Annotated in this window: 10 protein-coding genes, 1 tRNA gene and 1 pseudogene; 9 read left to right on the top strand and 3 right to left on the bottom strand. The window is 73.1% G+C overall.

The window, feature by feature from the left end:
* The coding region (locus tag EDM22_RS18470) for a PD-(D/E)XK nuclease family protein (protein WP_138708138.1) at window positions 1-1,107 on the top strand (1,107 nt) is incomplete at its 5' end.
* Here EDM22_RS18470 and EDM22_RS18460 read toward each other — a convergent pair.
* The gene (locus EDM22_RS18460) at window positions 1,008-2,294 is read right to left on the bottom strand and encodes a phosphotransferase (protein WP_212591991.1); all 1,287 of its coding nucleotides are present in this window, start codon (window positions 2,292-2,294) and stop codon (window positions 1,008-1,010) included. The genes EDM22_RS18470 and EDM22_RS18460 overlap by 100 nt on opposite strands.
* Window positions 2,295-2,410: 116 nt before the next feature.
* Here EDM22_RS18460 and nudC point away from each other — a divergent pair, with 116 nt between their 5' ends.
* Together nudC and EDM22_RS18450 are read left to right on the top strand one after the other, a co-directional pair.
* Entirely contained in the window at window positions 2,411-3,370 is a 960-nt protein-coding gene (gene nudC, locus EDM22_RS18455) for an NAD(+) diphosphatase (RefSeq protein ID WP_245989547.1), read from the top strand.
* Window positions 3,367-5,172 (top strand): ATP-dependent helicase, encoded by a 1,806-nt coding sequence (locus EDM22_RS18450; RefSeq protein ID WP_245989546.1) that lies wholly within the window; start codon window positions 3,367-3,369, stop codon window positions 5,170-5,172. Before nudC ends, EDM22_RS18450 begins: the two co-directional genes overlap by 4 nt.
* Window positions 5,173-5,987: 815 nt before the next feature.
* Here the strand turns inward: EDM22_RS18450 and EDM22_RS18445 are convergent.
* Window positions 5,988-7,322, bottom strand: coding sequence for a zinc-dependent metalloprotease (locus tag EDM22_RS18445; protein WP_122938551.1), 1,335 nt, complete (start codon window positions 7,320-7,322; stop codon window positions 5,988-5,990).
* Between the two features lie 215 nt (window positions 7,323-7,537).
* Between EDM22_RS18445 and EDM22_RS18440 the strand changes: the two genes are divergently transcribed.
* The 5 genes from EDM22_RS18440 to EDM22_RS18420 all read left to right on the top strand — a co-directional run bounded on the left by EDM22_RS18440 (window position 7,538) and on the right by EDM22_RS18420 (window position 13,654).
* A complete protein-coding gene (locus EDM22_RS18440; RefSeq protein ID WP_122938547.1) occupies window positions 7,538-8,641 on the top strand; it encodes a YlbL family protein in 1,104 nt (367 codons plus the stop codon).
* A 59-nt stretch (window positions 8,642-8,700) separates the two neighbouring features.
* Window positions 8,701-11,601 carry a UPF0182 family membrane protein gene (locus EDM22_RS18435; RefSeq protein ID WP_170964206.1) on the top strand — a complete coding sequence of 967 codons (2,901 nt, stop codon included), beginning with the start codon at window positions 8,701-8,703 and terminating at the stop codon, window positions 11,599-11,601.
* Between the two features lies 1 nt (window position 11,602).
* Window positions 11,603-12,472 (top strand): class I SAM-dependent methyltransferase, encoded by an 870-nt coding sequence (locus EDM22_RS18430; RefSeq protein WP_122938545.1) that lies wholly within the window; start codon window positions 11,603-11,605, stop codon window positions 12,470-12,472.
* Window positions 12,473-12,572: 100 nt separating this feature from the next.
* Window positions 12,573-12,646 (top strand) — tRNA-Met (locus EDM22_RS18425).
* Window positions 12,647-12,823: 177 nt separating this feature from the next.
* Window positions 12,824-13,654 carry a carbon-nitrogen hydrolase family protein gene (locus tag EDM22_RS18420; protein WP_122938550.1) on the top strand — a complete coding sequence of 277 codons (831 nt, stop codon included), beginning with the start codon at window positions 12,824-12,826 and terminating at the stop codon, window positions 13,652-13,654.
* A gap of 55 nt (window positions 13,655-13,709) precedes the next feature.
* Here the strand turns inward: EDM22_RS18420 and EDM22_RS18415 are convergent, their stop codons facing one another.
* Window positions 13,710-14,927: a pyridoxal phosphate-dependent aminotransferase gene (locus EDM22_RS18415; RefSeq protein ID WP_245989542.1), complete on the bottom strand. Its 1,218-nt coding sequence runs from the start codon at window positions 14,925-14,927 to the stop codon at window positions 13,710-13,712.
* Window positions 14,928-15,075: 148 nt separating this feature from the next.
* Between EDM22_RS18415 and EDM22_RS19895 the strand changes: the two are divergent.
* A pseudogene (locus EDM22_RS19895) lies at window positions 15,076-15,357 on the top strand (C40 family peptidase); the annotation flags it as partial.

Below are 15,357 nucleotides of genomic sequence, written 5' to 3'. Positions count from 1 at the left end.
TGGCCGCTCGAGCCGCTCGGGTCGCGCCGCACCGCCGTCGAGCGCGCGGCGTCGGCGGTGCGCGACGCCGCCCTGCGCCCGAGCGGCGCGGGCATCGGGCCCCGGCTCGCCGACGAGATCCGGATGCTCCTCGAGGAGCGGCGACTCCGGCACGAGTCGCCCGCCGCCCTCGCGGTGCCGACCCGAGTGCCGGCGTCGCGGTTCAAGGACTACGTCGACGATCCGGCGAAGGTCGCGGCCGAGCTCCGACGGCCCCTGCCGCAGCGTCCCTACCGGGCCACGCGCATCGGCACGCTCTTCCACGCGTGGGTCGAGGAACGCGCCTCCGGGGTGCCGCTCGTGGGCGACGGCGCCGTGCCCGGCGCCGACCTCATGCTCGATGGACTCGAGGGACTCGAGGGACTCGAGGGACTCGTCGGGCTCGACGGGCTCGACCAGCCCGCTGGGCTCGATCGGCTCGCTGGGCTCGATCGGCTCGACGACGCCGACGATGCCCTCGCGTGGCGCGGCGAGCCTCACGCCGACGAGGCGGTCGACCCCGTCGCCGAACGGCTCGCTGCGCTGCAGGCGACGTTCGCGGCATCCGAGTGGGGCGACCGTCGCCCGATCGCCGTCGAGCTCGAACTCCACCTGCCGATCGGCGCGCACGTCTTCGTCTGCAAGCTCGACGCGGTCTACGAGGTTTCGGCCGACAGCGACGCCGGGCGCCGCGGCATCCGCTACCAGGTCGTCGACTGGAAGACGGGCGCCGCGCCGCGCGACGCGCGTGAGCTCGAGCTCAAGCAGACCCAGCTCGCCCTGTACCGCCTCGCCTACGCGAACTGGGTGGGCGTCGAGCCCGAGACGATCGATGCGGTCTTCTACTACGTCGACGACGACCTGGTGCTGCGACCCGAGGTGCTCTACGACGAGTCGGCGCTCGCCCGGGCCTGGGCGTCGGTGGAGTCGGCAGGGGCTGCGGTGTCGGCGTCTGCCGCGGGTGCGGGTGCGGCGGGGGAGGGCGGCGGTCAGCGCCTGCGATCCGCGGAGGCGTCGGTGCCCGACGAGGTGCGCGAATCGGCAGCGGCCGCACGGGCGCCGGAGGTGCCGCTGCCCGAGGAGGCCTGATCGGCCGCTGCACGTCCCGCTGACGCGGAGCCGGCGGGGGTCGGCGATTCGGGGTCGCCCTCCGCATCGGCCGGCGGGGCCGCGTCGCCCCAGTCGCTCAGGTCGAGCGGGATCGGCGCCGTGGCATCCATGCCGGGCGGCGCGTCGCCCGCGAGCGCGCGGTCGAGCTCGGAACGATCGAAGCTGTCGGTGAGCAGCGTCGTGCCGGACTCGCGTTCGGCGACGTCGCGCGGTGTCGCGTCGAGCAGCCGTTCGACGTCGCCGACCGCGAGGATCGGACCGGTGTCGGGTGCGAGCGGCTCGGTCGATCGGTCGTGCACGCTCGCGACGAGCCCATCGAGCAGGCCCACGGCGTCGTCGACGATCGCCTCGTCGCGGGTGTCGACGCCGTGCAGCAGCCAGCGCGCGAGCTCGAGCTCGCCGTAGAGCAGTGCGCGCTGCGTCAGGTGCGCATCGGCGCCGCCCGCCCGCGCCGACACGTACGCGTCGAGCGCCCGCTCGGCCGCGGCGCCGCGGGAGGTGAGGAGCCAGTGCAGGTCGCGAGCGGGGTCGCCCTGGGCGAGTCCGGCCCATCCGACGATGCCCGTGACCCGGTCGCCCTCGACGAGGATCGAGTCCGCGGCGAGCTGCCCGTTCACGACGGTGGGCTGGAAGCGCCAGAGCGCGTCGTCGTCGGTCGCCTCCTCCCACCTGCGCAGGAGCGCGGCGGGCAGCCTGCCCGTGTCGGCCGCGCGGTCGATGAGCTCCACGACCGCCTCGCGCGACTCCGCGGCCGACTGCTTCGGCAGGCCCGAGTCGCCGATGAAGCCCGGCGGCAGCGCGTGGATCGCCGCGATCGCGAGCCCCACCGCGACGGCGAGGGGCTCGTACTCGGTGAGGTCGTCGGCGCTGCGCACGGCGCCCGGGATGAACTCGGTGACCACCGCGCGAGTGCCTCCGATGGGCGCCTGTCCGACGAACGAGGGCACCGCGAACGGCAGGCGCGAGCGGATGCCGGGCGTCAGCGCGCGCAGTGCCACGAGGTCGGCGGACTGCTCCGACTCGGCGGGCTGCGACCGCGGCGCACGGATGAGCAACCGGCGTCCGTCGACGGAGTGGAGCTCGACGGAATCGAACGCCCCGGCGCCCCCGCGGGTGTGCGGACGAGCCGCGCTCACCTCGAGGCCCGCCACCGCCGCCGTTGCCAACGCGGCTAGAGTGAGTGGGGGTCTGGCCATGGCACACAGCTTAAGCAGGCATCTCCGCCTCCCGGGCGACCGCCACGCCTTCCCGACGACTCCGGCGTCTGAGCGAGAGGTGTGCCGTGCCCGAACCCGTGGTGCCTCCCCTCGCCCGCGCCTCGTTCGATCGTGACGCCGCGCGCAGGTCCCACGACGGCTTCGCAGCGGCCTTCGACGCCGATCCGGCCTCCCGCGTGCTCGCACTGCACGACGGCCGGGTGCTGCTCGCGCCCCGCGTCGACGGCGGCGCGCCCACCGTCGAGCTGCGGCATCCGGGCGAGCTGCCCACGGCCACGCTGCGGGCCTACCTCGGGCGCACGCTGGGCGACGAACCCGCGCCGAGCACGCCCATCGAGCTGCGCGTCTTCGACGATGCCGCAGCGCACGCCATCGAGCCCGACGCGACGCGCTGGGTCGGCCTCCGCACCGCGGCGCCCCTGCTCGGCGACCGCGACGCGGGGCTCGTGACCGAAGCCGTCGCCCTCGCCAACTGGCATGCCCGTCACACGCACTGCCCGCTGTGCGGCGCCCCCACCGCGATCGTGCAGGCCGGCTGGTCGACCCGCTGCGTCGTCGACGACTCGTCGCACTTCCCCCGCACCGACCCGGCGGTGATCGTGATCGTCACCGACGACGAGGACCGCGTGCTGCTCGGCTCCAACGCACTGTGGGAGCAGCACCGCTTCTCGGTGCTCGCGGGCTTCGTCGAGCCGGGGGAGTCCCTCGAAGCCGCCGTGGTGCGCGAGATCGGCGAGGAGGCGGGCCTGCCCGTCGACCGGGTCGACTACCTCGGCTCGCAGCCGTGGCCGTTCCCGGCGAGCCTCATGTGCGCGTTCACCGCGCGGGTGGCGTCGGGCGCGCTCGCCTCGGCGGCCGTGCCCGACGGCGAGGAGATCGTCGAACTGCGCTGGTACTCCCGCGAGGAGCTCACCGCGGCGCTCGACCACGTCGCGCTGCCGGGCGAGACCTCGATCGCGCGGTGGATGCTCGAGCGGTGGTACGGGGGGCCGCTCGCGTCCCCGGTGCCGTGGTCCACGACGTGACGGCAGCCGACCCGCTGCTCGCCGCGCTCGACGACGACCAGCGCATCGCCGCCGAGGCGCTCCTCGGCCCGGTGTGCGTGCTCGCGGGTGCCGGCACGGGCAAGACCCGGGCGATCACGCACCGCATCGCCTACGGCGTGGCATCCGGCGCCTACGACCCGGCGCGCGTCATGGCGCTCACCTTCACGGCCCGCGCCGCGGCCGAGCTGCGCGCGCGCCTGCGGGCGCTCGGCGCGGGCGGCGTCCCGGCGCGCACGTTCCATTCGGCGGCGCTCGCGCAGCTCAACTTCTTCTGGCCCACGGTGGTGGGCGGCTCCGCGCCGCGCGTGCTCGAGTTCAAGGGTCGCCTGCTCGGCCAGGCCGCCGAGCGCGCGCGGATCCGGGTCGACACGCCGACCCTGCGCGACGTCGCCGCCGAGATCGAGTGGCGCAAGGTGTCGGCGCTCGGCATGGACGAGTATCGAGTGCGGCTCGCGTCGCGCGGTGCGCCCGGCGACCTCGACCCCGACCAGATGCTCGCGCTCATCGAGGCCTACGAGCAGCTGAAGGACGAGCGGCGCATGCTCGACTTCGAGGACGTGCTCCTCGTCACGGCGGGCATGATCGAGAGCGAGGCATCCGTCGCGATGCACGTGCGCGAGAGCTACCGCCACTTCGTGGTCGACGAGTACCAGGACGTGTCGCCGGCCCAGCAGCAACTGCTCGACCTCTGGCTCGGCGGCCGCCGCGACCTCTGCGTCGTCGGCGACGCGAGCCAGACCATCTACTCGTTCGCGGGCGCGACCTCGGAGTACCTGCTGGGCTTCGAACGCGCCTATCCGGATGCCACGATCGTGCGCCTCGAGCGCAACTACCGCTCCACTGGGCCGATCGTCGAGACCGCCAACCGGCTCATGCGCGGGCGCGCGGGCGCCCTGCGGCTGGAGTCGGCGGCGCACGAGGCGGCCGACGAGCCGGCGGATGCCGCGACCGGCCGGCGCACGCACGACCACGCGCGCCGCGCGGCGGCCGGCGGGGTCGAGCCCGAGCCCGAGCTCCTCGTCTACGCCGACGAGCTCGCGGAGGCTCGGGGCGTCGCGACGCGGATCCGCGACCGCATCGACCAGGGCGTGCCGGCCGAGACGATCGCGGTGCTGCTGCGCGTGAACTCGCAGTCGGCGCTGCTCGAGCAGGCCCTCGGCGAGGTCGGCGTCGCCGCGCGCGTGCGCGGTGCGCAGCGATTCTTCGACCAGCCCGAGGTGCGCGAGGCCGTGCACGCCCTGCGCGCCGCGGCGCTCGCGGTCACGGGCGAGCCGCTCTTCAAGTCGGTGAGCGACGTGCTGCGATCGCTCGGCTGGACCGTGCAGGCGCCCGACGGACCCGGTGCGGTGCGCGCCCGCTGGGAGTCGCTCAACGCGATCGCCCGTCTCGTCGACGACGCCCCCGAGGGCACGACGTTCCGGGAGTTCGCCGACGACCTGCGTGCGCGAGCCGAGGCGCACCACGAGCCGGCGGTCGCGGCCGTGACCCTCGCGACGTTGCACTCGGCGAAGGGCCTCGAGTGGGACGAGGTGTACCTCGTCGGACTCACCGAGGGGATGCTGCCGATCGCCTACGCGAAGGGCCTCGACGCGATCGACGAGGAGCGCCGCCTGCTCTACGTGGGCATCACGCGGGCACGGCGTCGGCTCGGCCTGAGCTGGGCCCGGCGGGGCGGTGCGCATCGAGGGGAACGGGAGCCGTCGCGGTTCCTCCGAGAGCTCGGCATCCGCACTCCGGATGCGACGGATGCCGCCGCGTCGTCGTCGTCCCGTCGGCACTGATCGCCAGCGAGCTCGCGGCGAGCGGTGACCGGCCGAGCCGGAGGCGGTCGTCGACGGCCGATGCGGCCCGGGCGACGGCCTCGAGCTCGGCACGCGGGCGTCCGAGCGGGAGCGGGCGGCCGGCGAGCTGGGTCGCGATGGCGGGCCACGCCGGATCGACGTCGCGGCGCGCGAGCTCGCGGCAGCGCAGGCACGGTCCGGAGCCGGGCTCCACGAGCGGGCCGACCTCGGCGCCGTCGTCGTCGAGCACGACGGCGAGGTGCGGCACGTCGGCACGGAGCCACCCGAGGTGCGCCGCGGGCGCGACCACCCATGCCGCCACGAGCACGGCGAGGTCGACGTCGCCCCGATCGGCGCTCCGGGCGGCGACGGTGTCGTAGCCCAGTGCGGTGAGCGACGCGGCGATCGCCGTGGCGATGGGCGAGTCGGCGTCGATCGCGACGACGTGGCGACGGGCGGGCGCGGTGCCCGCCTCGCCGCCCTCGGGCAGGAAGGCGGGGGAGAGGACCTCGAGGAGCCGGTCGACCTCGCGCGCATCGCCGCCGAGCCCGGCGCCGATCGCGTGCAGGGTGGAACGCCGTGCGCCGTGGCGCAGGGCGGAGATCAGGCCCGCGGCGACTCCATCGGGGTCGGTGACGACCGCTCGTGGGCGGAGGCCGCCGAGCTGGAGTTCCCTCGGCGAGCGCCAGACGAGCGGGAGGTGCGGGTCGATGCGCGGGCACATGCCGAGAGCATGCCCGACGGCGACGCGCGGGCGCGGCATCCATCCACAGCGGAACCCGAGGGCGCGCGGTCGTGGGTTCGCCGGTCGAGGATCAGCTCCCCGAGGGGCCGCCCTCGTCGTCGTCGCCGTGCTCGCCCGGCGCCGCGGGCGTCTCGCCGCGCAGCAGCTGCTCGAGCGCCTCGTCGAAGTCGGCGTCGGCGGCATCCGGCCCGGCACCCGTGCCCGTGAGTCGCGCGACGAGCGCGGCGGGGTCGTCGAGGTCGGCGGAGGAGGGGAGCAGGTCGGGGTGGGCCCAGAGCGCGTCGCGGGCCTCGATGCCGACCGCGTCGCCCACGGCCCGCCACATCGCCGCGGCCTCGCGCAGGCGCCGGGGCCGCAGCTCCAGCCCCACGAGCGTGGCGAACGCCGACTCGGCCGGGCCGCCCGAGGCCCGGCGGCGGCGGATCGTCTCGGCGACGGCGCCCGACTTCGGCAGGCGGGACGTGGCATCCGCCGTGACGACGTCGACCCAGCCCTCGACGAGCGCGAGCATGGTCTCGAGACGGGCGAGCGCCGCCTCCTGGGCGTCGCTCTTCGGCCGGATGAGGGCGCCGTTCACGACCGCGTCGCGCAGCTCGTCGGTGTTCGTGGGATCGAAGCCCTCGGCGAGCTGTTCGAGCCGGTCGGTGTCGATGTCGATGCCGCGCGCGAACGCGGTGATGGCGGTGATGAGGTGCAGTCGCAGCCAGCGGGCGTGGCGGAACAGCCGCGCGTGGGCGAGCTCGCGCACCGCGAGGTACAGCTCGACCTGGTCGGCCGGGATGTCGAGACCCTCCCCGAACTCGGCGACGTTCTGGGGGAGGAGCGCGGCGCGGCCGTCCTCCATGAGCGGGATGCCGATGTCGCCGCCCGAGACGACCTCGGTGGCGAGCTGCCCGACCACCTGGCCGAGCTGCATCGCGAACATCGCGCCGCCGATGCCGCGCATCATCCGGCTCGCGCCCTGCACCATGCTGCGCAGCTCCTCGGGGGCCTGCTCGCTCATGACCCGGGTGAGGGAGTCGGCGATGCTGAGGGCGACGGGCTCGGCGAGCTGCGACCAGATGGGCATCGTGTGGGTGACCCAGGCGCGACGGGTGAGCAGTTCGGGCGGGGTCGGGAGCGCACTCACGTCGACCGCTTCGTCGAGCCACAGTGCGGCCACCTGCATGGCCTGCTCGAGCCGTGCCCGGTCGTCGTCGGTGACCTGACGCTGGGCGGATGCCGCGCGCTCCTCGCCCTGGCGCAGGGCCACGTTCCAGTCGATGCCGTCGCCCTGCTGGTTCATCGCCTGCTGGAGCTGGCTGAAGATCGCGGCGAGGCTCGCGGGGTCGTTGGGCAGGCCGGCTGCGCCGGCGAGCTGCGACGGGTCGATACCGCCCGAGCCCGACAGCAGCTCGCGCAGCATGTCGCGGAACTCGTCCTCCGGGCTCTGGTCGCCCGGCTCGTCATCGCGTTCGGCCACGTGGGCCACCTCCCGTCGATCCGCATCCAACGCTAGCGCGCGCACCCCCGGGCGAAGCAGGGAAATGGCTTAGGCTGGCGTTCCGGGTGTCCGCCCTTCGCGAACAGCGCCGACCCCGGCGCACGTGGCGGCCGCGGTCGCCGGGAAGGAACACTCGGATGGCCCTCTTCGACGACGAGCCGCAGCACGCCCGCCGCAGTCGCCCGCTGCGCGAGCGGATCGGGTGGATCGCGCTCGGCACGAGCATCGGGATCGCGCTGCTGTTCGCGCTGCTGCCGTCGCCCTACGTCATCGAGCAGCCCGGGCCGGTGTTCGACACGCTCGGCACCTTCGATCGCGACGGCGAGCAGGTGCCGCTCATCGAGATCCCGGACGAGACCACCTACCCCACCGACGGCACGCTCGACCTGCTCACGGTGTCGGCGGTCGGCAGTCCCGGCGCCACTCCCGGATGGCTCGACGTGCTCGCAGCCTGGTTCGATCCGAGCCGGGCGGCCCTGCCGATCGAGGTCGTCTACCCGCCCGGCCTGAGCGAGCAGGACCGCAACGCCGAGAACACGGCGCAGATGGTCGACTCGCAGCAGGACGCCATCGCGGCGGCGCTCGTCGAGCTCGGCTACGACTTCCCTCGCGACGTCGTGGTCGCCGGCCTGGCCGACCGGTCGCCGGCCGAGGGGGTGCTCCAGGAGGGCGACGTGATCACCGCACTCGACGGCACCGAGGTGCACGCCGTGCAGGAGCTGCGCGACGCGGTGGCCGAGCACGGCACGGACTCGCCCGCCGTGGTCACGGTCGTGCGCGACGGCACCACGCTCGACCTCGAGGTCACGCCCGTCAAGACCGGTGACGCGGTGGTCCTCGGCATCGGGGTGCGCATGGAGTACGACTTCCCCGTCGACGTCACGATCCAGCTCGACGACGTCGGCGGACCGAGCGCCGGCATGATGTTCGCCCTCGGCATCGTCGACAAGCTGACGCCCGACGCGATGACGGGCGGCGAGCGCGTCGCGGGCACGGGCACGATCGACTCGGCGGGCAACGTGGGCGCGATCGGCGGCATCCGCCAGAAGCTCTTCGGCGCGCGCGATGCGGGTGCCGACTGGTTCCTCGCGCCGGAGTCGAACTGCGACGACGTGGCCGGCAACGTGCCCGACGGCATCGAGGTGTTCGCCGTCTCGACGCTCGACGAGGCGCGGGACGTCGTCGAGACGATCGGCGACGGCGGCGACACCTCCGACTTCGCGACGTGCGAGACCGGCTGAACAGCAGTTTCCAAGCCTCGCGACCATAGGATGGGAGACCGACCACGCCCCCACCGAACATGAGGCCGAGAGTGTCAACACAGCCACAGGACCCGAGCCCGGCGCGCCGTCGCGCCCCCATCGCGATCACGCTCGGCGTGGTCGGCGCATTGGTCGTGGCCTTCTTCGTGTTCGCCGGACTCTACGCCGACGTGCTCTGGTACGACCAGCTCGGCTTCCTCAGCGTGCTCACCACCGAGTGGGTGTCGCGCATCGTGCTGTTCGTCATCGGGTTCCTCGCGATGGCGGTGCCGGTGTGGGCCTCGATCCAGATCGCGTACCGCACCCGTCCGGTCTACGCGAAGCTCAACTCGCAGCTCGACCGCTATCAGGAGGTCTTCGAGCCGCTGCGCCGGCTGGCGATGTACGGCATCCCGATCCTCCTCGGCCTGTTCGCGGGCGTCTCGACGTCGAGCCGCTGGGAGGCGGTGCTCACCTTCCTCAACCGCACGCCGTTCGGCCAGAAGGACCCGCAGTTCGGGCTCGACGTGGGCTTCTACGTGTTCGAGCTGCCCTTCTACCGCTCGGTCGTGGGCTTCGCGTCGGCGGTCGTGCTGCTCTCGCTGCTGCTCGTCATCGCGACGAACTACCTGTACGGCGCCATCCGCGTGAGCGGCCGCGAGGTCGTCATCTCCAAGTCCGCGCGCATCCAGATCGCCGTCACCGCGGGCGTCTACCTCCTGCTGCAGGCGGTGAGCATCTGGCTCGACCAGTACGCGACCGTCACCGAGACGGGCTCGCTCATCACCGGCGCCGCCTACACCGACGTCAATGCGGTGATACCGGGCCGGGCCATCCTCGCCGCGATCGCCGTCGTCGTCGCGGTGCTCTTCTTCATCACGGCGGCCATCGGGCGCTGGCGCCTGCCGCTCGTGGGCACGGCGCTCCTCATCGTGTCGAGCCTGCTCATCGGCTCCCTCTATCCCTGGGTCGTGCAGCGCTTCCAGGTCGACCCGAGCGCCCGCACGCTCGAGGCCGAGTACATCAAGCGCAACATCGACCTCACGCGCGATGCGTTCGGCCTCTCCGACATCGAGGCGATCCCGTACCAGGCGAAGACCGACGCGGAGCCGGGAGCGCTGCGCTCCGACGCGGAGACCACGGCGAGCATCCGCCTCATGGACCCGCTCGTGATCGGCCCCGCGTTCCAGCAGCTCGAGCAGTTCCGCCAGTACTACCAGTTCCCCGATGCGCTCGACGTCGACCGGTACAACATCAACGGTCAGAGCCAGGACACCGTCGTCGCCATCCGCGACCTCAACCTCGCGGGCCTCGGCGACGCGCAGACCTGGTTCAACGCGCATCTCGTCTACACCCACGGCTACGGGCTCGTCGCCGCGGCGGGCAACCAGCGCTCGACCGACGGGCAGCCCGTCTTCCTGCAGTCCGGCATCCCGTCGTCGGGTGAGCTGCCCGAGTTCGAGCCCCGCGTCTACTTCGGCGAGGAGTCGCCCGACTACTCGATCGTCGGCGCCCCCAAGGAGAGCAAGCCGGTCGAGCTCGACTACCCGGCCGGCGGCGACAGCGGCGACCAGACCTACACGACCTTCACGGGCGACGGCGGTCCGAAGCTCGACAACGTGTTCACGAAGCTCATCTACGCGCTCAAGTTCCAATCCGAGCAGATCTTCCTCTCCGACCAGGTCACGAACGACTCGCAGATCCTCTACGACCGCGACCCGATCGAGCGCGTGCAGAAGGTGGCGCCGTACCTCACCCTCGACACCGACGCCTACCCGTCGGTCGTCGACGGCCGCGTCGTGTGGATCGTCGACGGGTACACCATGACCGACCAGTACCCGTACTCGAACAAGGTCAGCATGAGCGAGGCGATCTCCGACAGCGAGGGCATCACGCAGCCGCTCGCATTCGACGAGGTCAACTACCTCCGCAACTCCGTCAAGGCCACGGTCGACGCGTACGACGGCTCGGTCACGCTCTACGCGTGGGACACCCAGGATCCGATCCTCAAGACCTGGAAGAAGGTCTTCGGCGGCACGCTCAAGTCGATGGAGTCGATGTCGGGCGATCTCATGAGCCACGTGCGCTACCCGGCCGACCTCTTCAAGGTGCAGCGCGCCGTGCTCGGCCGCTACCACGTGACCGATCCGGGCTCGTTCTACTCCCGCGAGGACGCGTGGACCACGCCCAAGGACCCCACGCAACCCTCGACGACGAGCCTGCTGCAGCCTCCGTACTACCTCACGATGCAGATGCCCGGTCAGGATGCCCCGTCGTACTCGCTGTACTCGACGTTCATCCCTGAGGCGCGCGGCCAGGCCAGCCGCAACGTCCTGCGCGGCTACCTCGCGGTCGACGCCGATGCCGGATCGACCGACGGAAAGCGCGCCGACGGCTACGGCAAGCTGCGACTGCTCACGCTGCCCGAGGACGACAACGTGCCCGGCCCCGGCCAGGTGCAGAACCAGTTCAACGGCGACCCGTCGATCTCCGCGCAGCTGAACATCCTGAAGCAGGGCCAGTCGGAGGTCATCAACGGCAACCTGCTCACCGTGCCCGTGGGCGGCGGCCTGCTCTACGTGCAGCCGGTCTACGTCAAGTCGACCGGTGAGACGAGCTACCCGCTCCTGCAGAAGGTGCTCGTCGCGTTCGGCGACCAGATCGCGTTCCAGGACACGCTCGACCTCGCGCTCGACGTGCTCTTCGGCGGCGATTCCGGCGCCGACGCGGGCGACAACGCGGTCGATCCCAACGCCCAGCCCACGACGCCGCCGACCGACAGCGGCACGCCGACGGTGCCGAGCGACGAGGTGCAGGCGCTCCTCAACCAGGCGTCGGCCGAGATCAAGGCCAAGCAGGCCGCACTCGCCGCGGGCGACTGGGCCGCGTACGGTGCGGCCGACGCCCGACTCGCCGAGATCATCGCGAAGCTGCTGACCCTGACCGAGACGCCGCAGTGAGATGACCGTCGACCTGCGTGGCGGCGACTGGCTCGACGACAACCGGGCGAACTGGGACGAGCGCGTCCCGGTGCACCTCGCGTCGACGTTCTACGACCGGTCGCCGCTCCGCAGCGGCGGCAGCGTGCTCGACCCGATCGCGCGGGCCGGGGTGGCCGGGCTCTTCCCCGGCGGGCTCGAGGGCGTGCGGGTGCTGCATCCGCAGTGCCACTTCGGGTCCGACACGCTCTCGCTCGTGAACGCGGGCGCCTCGGCGGTCGGGCTCGACTTCTCGGGTCCCGCCGTCGCGGAGGCGAACCGCATGGCCGCCGAGCTCGGCGTCGCCGAGCGAGCGCGCTTCGTCGAGGCCAACCTCTACGACGCGCGGCTCGTCCTGCCCGAGCCCGGCTCGTTCGATCTCGTCTTCACGACCTGGGGCACGATCGGCTGGCTTCCGGATGTCGCGGAGTGGGCGCGCACCATCGCCTGGTACCTCAAGCCGGGCGGGCGCCTCTACTTCGCCGACGGGCACCCCGTGGCGTTCGTCTTCGCGGGCGACGGCGGGCCGGGAGGGCTGCCCTCCATGCAATTCCCGTACTCCAAGGACGGCCCTGACGTGCTCGAGGACCCGAACGACTACGCTGACCGCGATGTGGCGATCGAGCACGCGAAGACGTGGGAGTGGATCCACCCCGTCGACGAGGTGCTCTCGGCCCTGCGCGACTCCGGCCTCACGATCGAGCACTTCGCCGAGCACTACGAGGTGCCGTGGCAGATCTACCCCGCCACGGTGCCCGCGGGCGAGGGCATGTACGGCTGGCCGGCCGAGCGCTGGCTGCCGCTGTCGATCGAGATCGTGGCATCCGCGCCCACGTCGCCGCCGGTCGAGTAGCCCCGCAGCGGCGTATCGAGACCCGCTGTCCCCCGACCCGCCCGGCCGCTCCGCTCGATTCGACGTCGGCCGTACCGCGTGCTAGAGTCATCTCTTGTGCCGCGGGGTGGAGCAGTTCGGTAGCTCGCTGGGCTCATAACCCAGAGGTCGTAGGTTCAAATCCTGCCCCCGCAACAAGAAAGAAGATCCCGGTCTCGTTCAGAGGCCGGGATCTTCTGGTTTCCCGGGCCGATCGTCTCCTGGTTTCCGGTCCGATTCCACGGCGTGGTCACCCTCGGCGGCGCCGCCTGCCGGGGCCCCGACGGCACGCGATCCGCGGATGCCGCGTCCCGCGCGACTACGCTGAACCGCATGTCCGATGCGACTCCCGCCGACTCCTCCGTCGCGATCGCCGTCGCGCAGTTCGCGCCAGGCGACGACGCCGCGGCGAACCTCCGCGAGATCACCCGGCTCGCCGCGCTCGCGGCGTCGCGCGACGCGCGGGTCGTCGTGTTCCCCGAGTACTCGAGCTACTTCACGCCGACGGCGGGGGAGGACTGGCTCGCGGCATCCGAGCCGGTGGGCGGGCCGTTCACGACGGCGCTCGCCGAGCTCGCCGACGAGCTGGGCGTGCACCTCGTGGCGGGCATGATCGAGCGGCTCGAGGGGGAGCGGCGCGTGGCCAACACGGTCATCGCCGTCGGGCCCGGTGCCGGCGTCGTGGCGCGCTACCGCAAGCTGCACCTCTACGACGCGTTCGGGCAGCGGGAGTCGGAGTGGGTCGCCCCGGGCGACATCGCCGCGCCCGAGCTGTTCGAGGCCGGCGGCATCCGCTTCGGGCTGCAGACCTGCTATGACGCGCGGTTCCCGGAGGTCACGCGGCGCATCGTCGACGCGGGCGCCGACGTCGTGTGCATGCCCGCCGAGTGGGTGCGCGGCCCGCTCAAGGAGGCGCACTGGCGCATCCTCACGACGGCCCGCGCCCTCGAGAACACGATGTACGTCGCGGCCGCCGACCACGCCCCGCCCGTGGGCGCCGGCAACAGCATGATCGTCGACCCGATGGGCGTCGAGCTCGCCACGATCGGCGAGACGACGGATGTCGCGCTCGCCTGGATCTCGCGCGAGCGCATCGACGCCGTGCGCCGGGTCAACCCCGCGCTCGCGCTGCGGCGGTTCGAGGTGCGGCCGCGCGAGGCCTGACCGGACGGGGTGCGTGACGTCTCCGCCGAAGGCCGCCGAAGAGCCGGAGCCCGCCTCAGCGCGCTGCGAGTCGCGTGAGCCGCTCGGCGGCCTCGTCGAGCACCTCGCGCCGCTTGCAGAACGCGAACCGCACGAGGCTCGCGTACGCGGCGCGACGATCGGGGTGCACGAACGCCGTGACCGGCACACCGACGACGCCGGCACGGTCGGGCAGCTCACGGCAGAGCTCGGTGCCGTCGGCGTAGCCGAGCGGCGCGGCATCCGCGACGACGAAGTACCCGGCCCCGGGCAGCGACACGGCGAACCCGGCGGCCTCGAGCCCCGCGGCGAGCACGTCGCGCTTCGCGCGGAGGGCGGATGCAGTATCCGCGAAGAACGCATCGGGGAGCCCCAGCCCCACCGCGATCGCGGGCTGGAACGGGGCGCCGTTCACGTAGGTGAGGTATTGCTTGACCGCGAGCACGCTCGTGACGAGGGCGGCCGGGCCGGTGACCCAGCCGATCTTCCAGCCGGTGGTGCTGAAGGTCTTGCCGCCCGAGGAGATGGACACGGTGCGCTCCCACGCGCCCGGCAGCGTCGCGATCGGCGTGTGCCGCACGCCGAACGTGAGGTGCTCGTAGACCTCGTCGGTCACGATGATCGCGTCGTGCCGCGCCGCGAGCTCGACGACGAGGGCGAGCGTGTCGGCGTCGAGCACGGCGCCCGTGGGGTTGTGCGGCGAGTTCACGAGGATGACGCGGGTGCGGTCGGTCACGGCGGCGCGGAGCGCGTCGTGGTCGGGCCGCCAGTCGGGGAAGCGCAGCGGCACGGTGCGGTGCACGCCGCCCGCGCGGGCCACGAGGGCTCCGTAGGCGTCGTACCAGGGCTCGAACGTGACGACCTCGTCGCCCGTGTCGACGAGCGCGAGGATCGTGGCCGCGAGCGCCTCGGTCGCGCCTGCGGTGACGAGCACCTCGCGGTCGGGATCGACGTCGAGGCCGTACCAGCGCCGCTGGTGATCGGCGATCGCCGCGCGCAGCACGGGGGCGCCGATGCCCGGCGGGTACTGGTTCACGCCGGCGGCGATCGCGTCGCGCGCGGCGTCGAGCACCGCGGCCGGGCCGTCCTCGTCGGGGAAGCCCTGGCCGAGGTTGAGCGCGCCGGTGCGCGTCGCGAGGGCGCTCATCTCGGCGAAGATCGTGGCCGCCACCCCGCCGTCGCCGGCGAGGAGTCCGGCGCCCGCTGCGGTGCGCTGCCAGGGCCGCAGCCCGGGGGCGGGGGAGAAGTCGCTCACGCTCACACCGTACGTCACACCATGGCGGGTACGCTGGCTGGCGGCATCCGGACGAATCCCTGCCAGGGGATAGCCGGCTCACAGACTTCGCCGATGCCGCGCACAGCTTGCGGCGCGATGCTGGCTTTCGCTTGGAAGGAGCAAGACGATGACCGACACCACGAACGGCGCACAGAACGACGAGCCCCGCGAGGGCGAGGCGCCCGGCAGCGAGCTCGACGCGGCGCTCGCCGCAGGCTCGGCCGAGTCGACCACGAGCGCCACCGGCACGGATGCCGCAGCGCCCGCCCCCGTCGAGAACGCCAGCGTGACCCCCGCACCCGCCGCGACCCCCGCGACCGTCGAGCCGGCAGTGCAGCCGGACGCCGCAGCACCCGCCGCACCCCCGGCCCAGACCGCCCCGGCTGCGCCGGCGACGGACGCGGCCGCC

Origin of the sequence: Agromyces tardus (assembly GCF_003710805.1) — a bacterium.
GTDB lineage: Bacteria > Actinomycetota > Actinomycetes > Actinomycetales > Microbacteriaceae > Agromyces > Agromyces tardus.
Note: the sequence above shows the minus strand (reverse complement) of the source record. Positions and strands in the feature narration are given on the sequence as shown.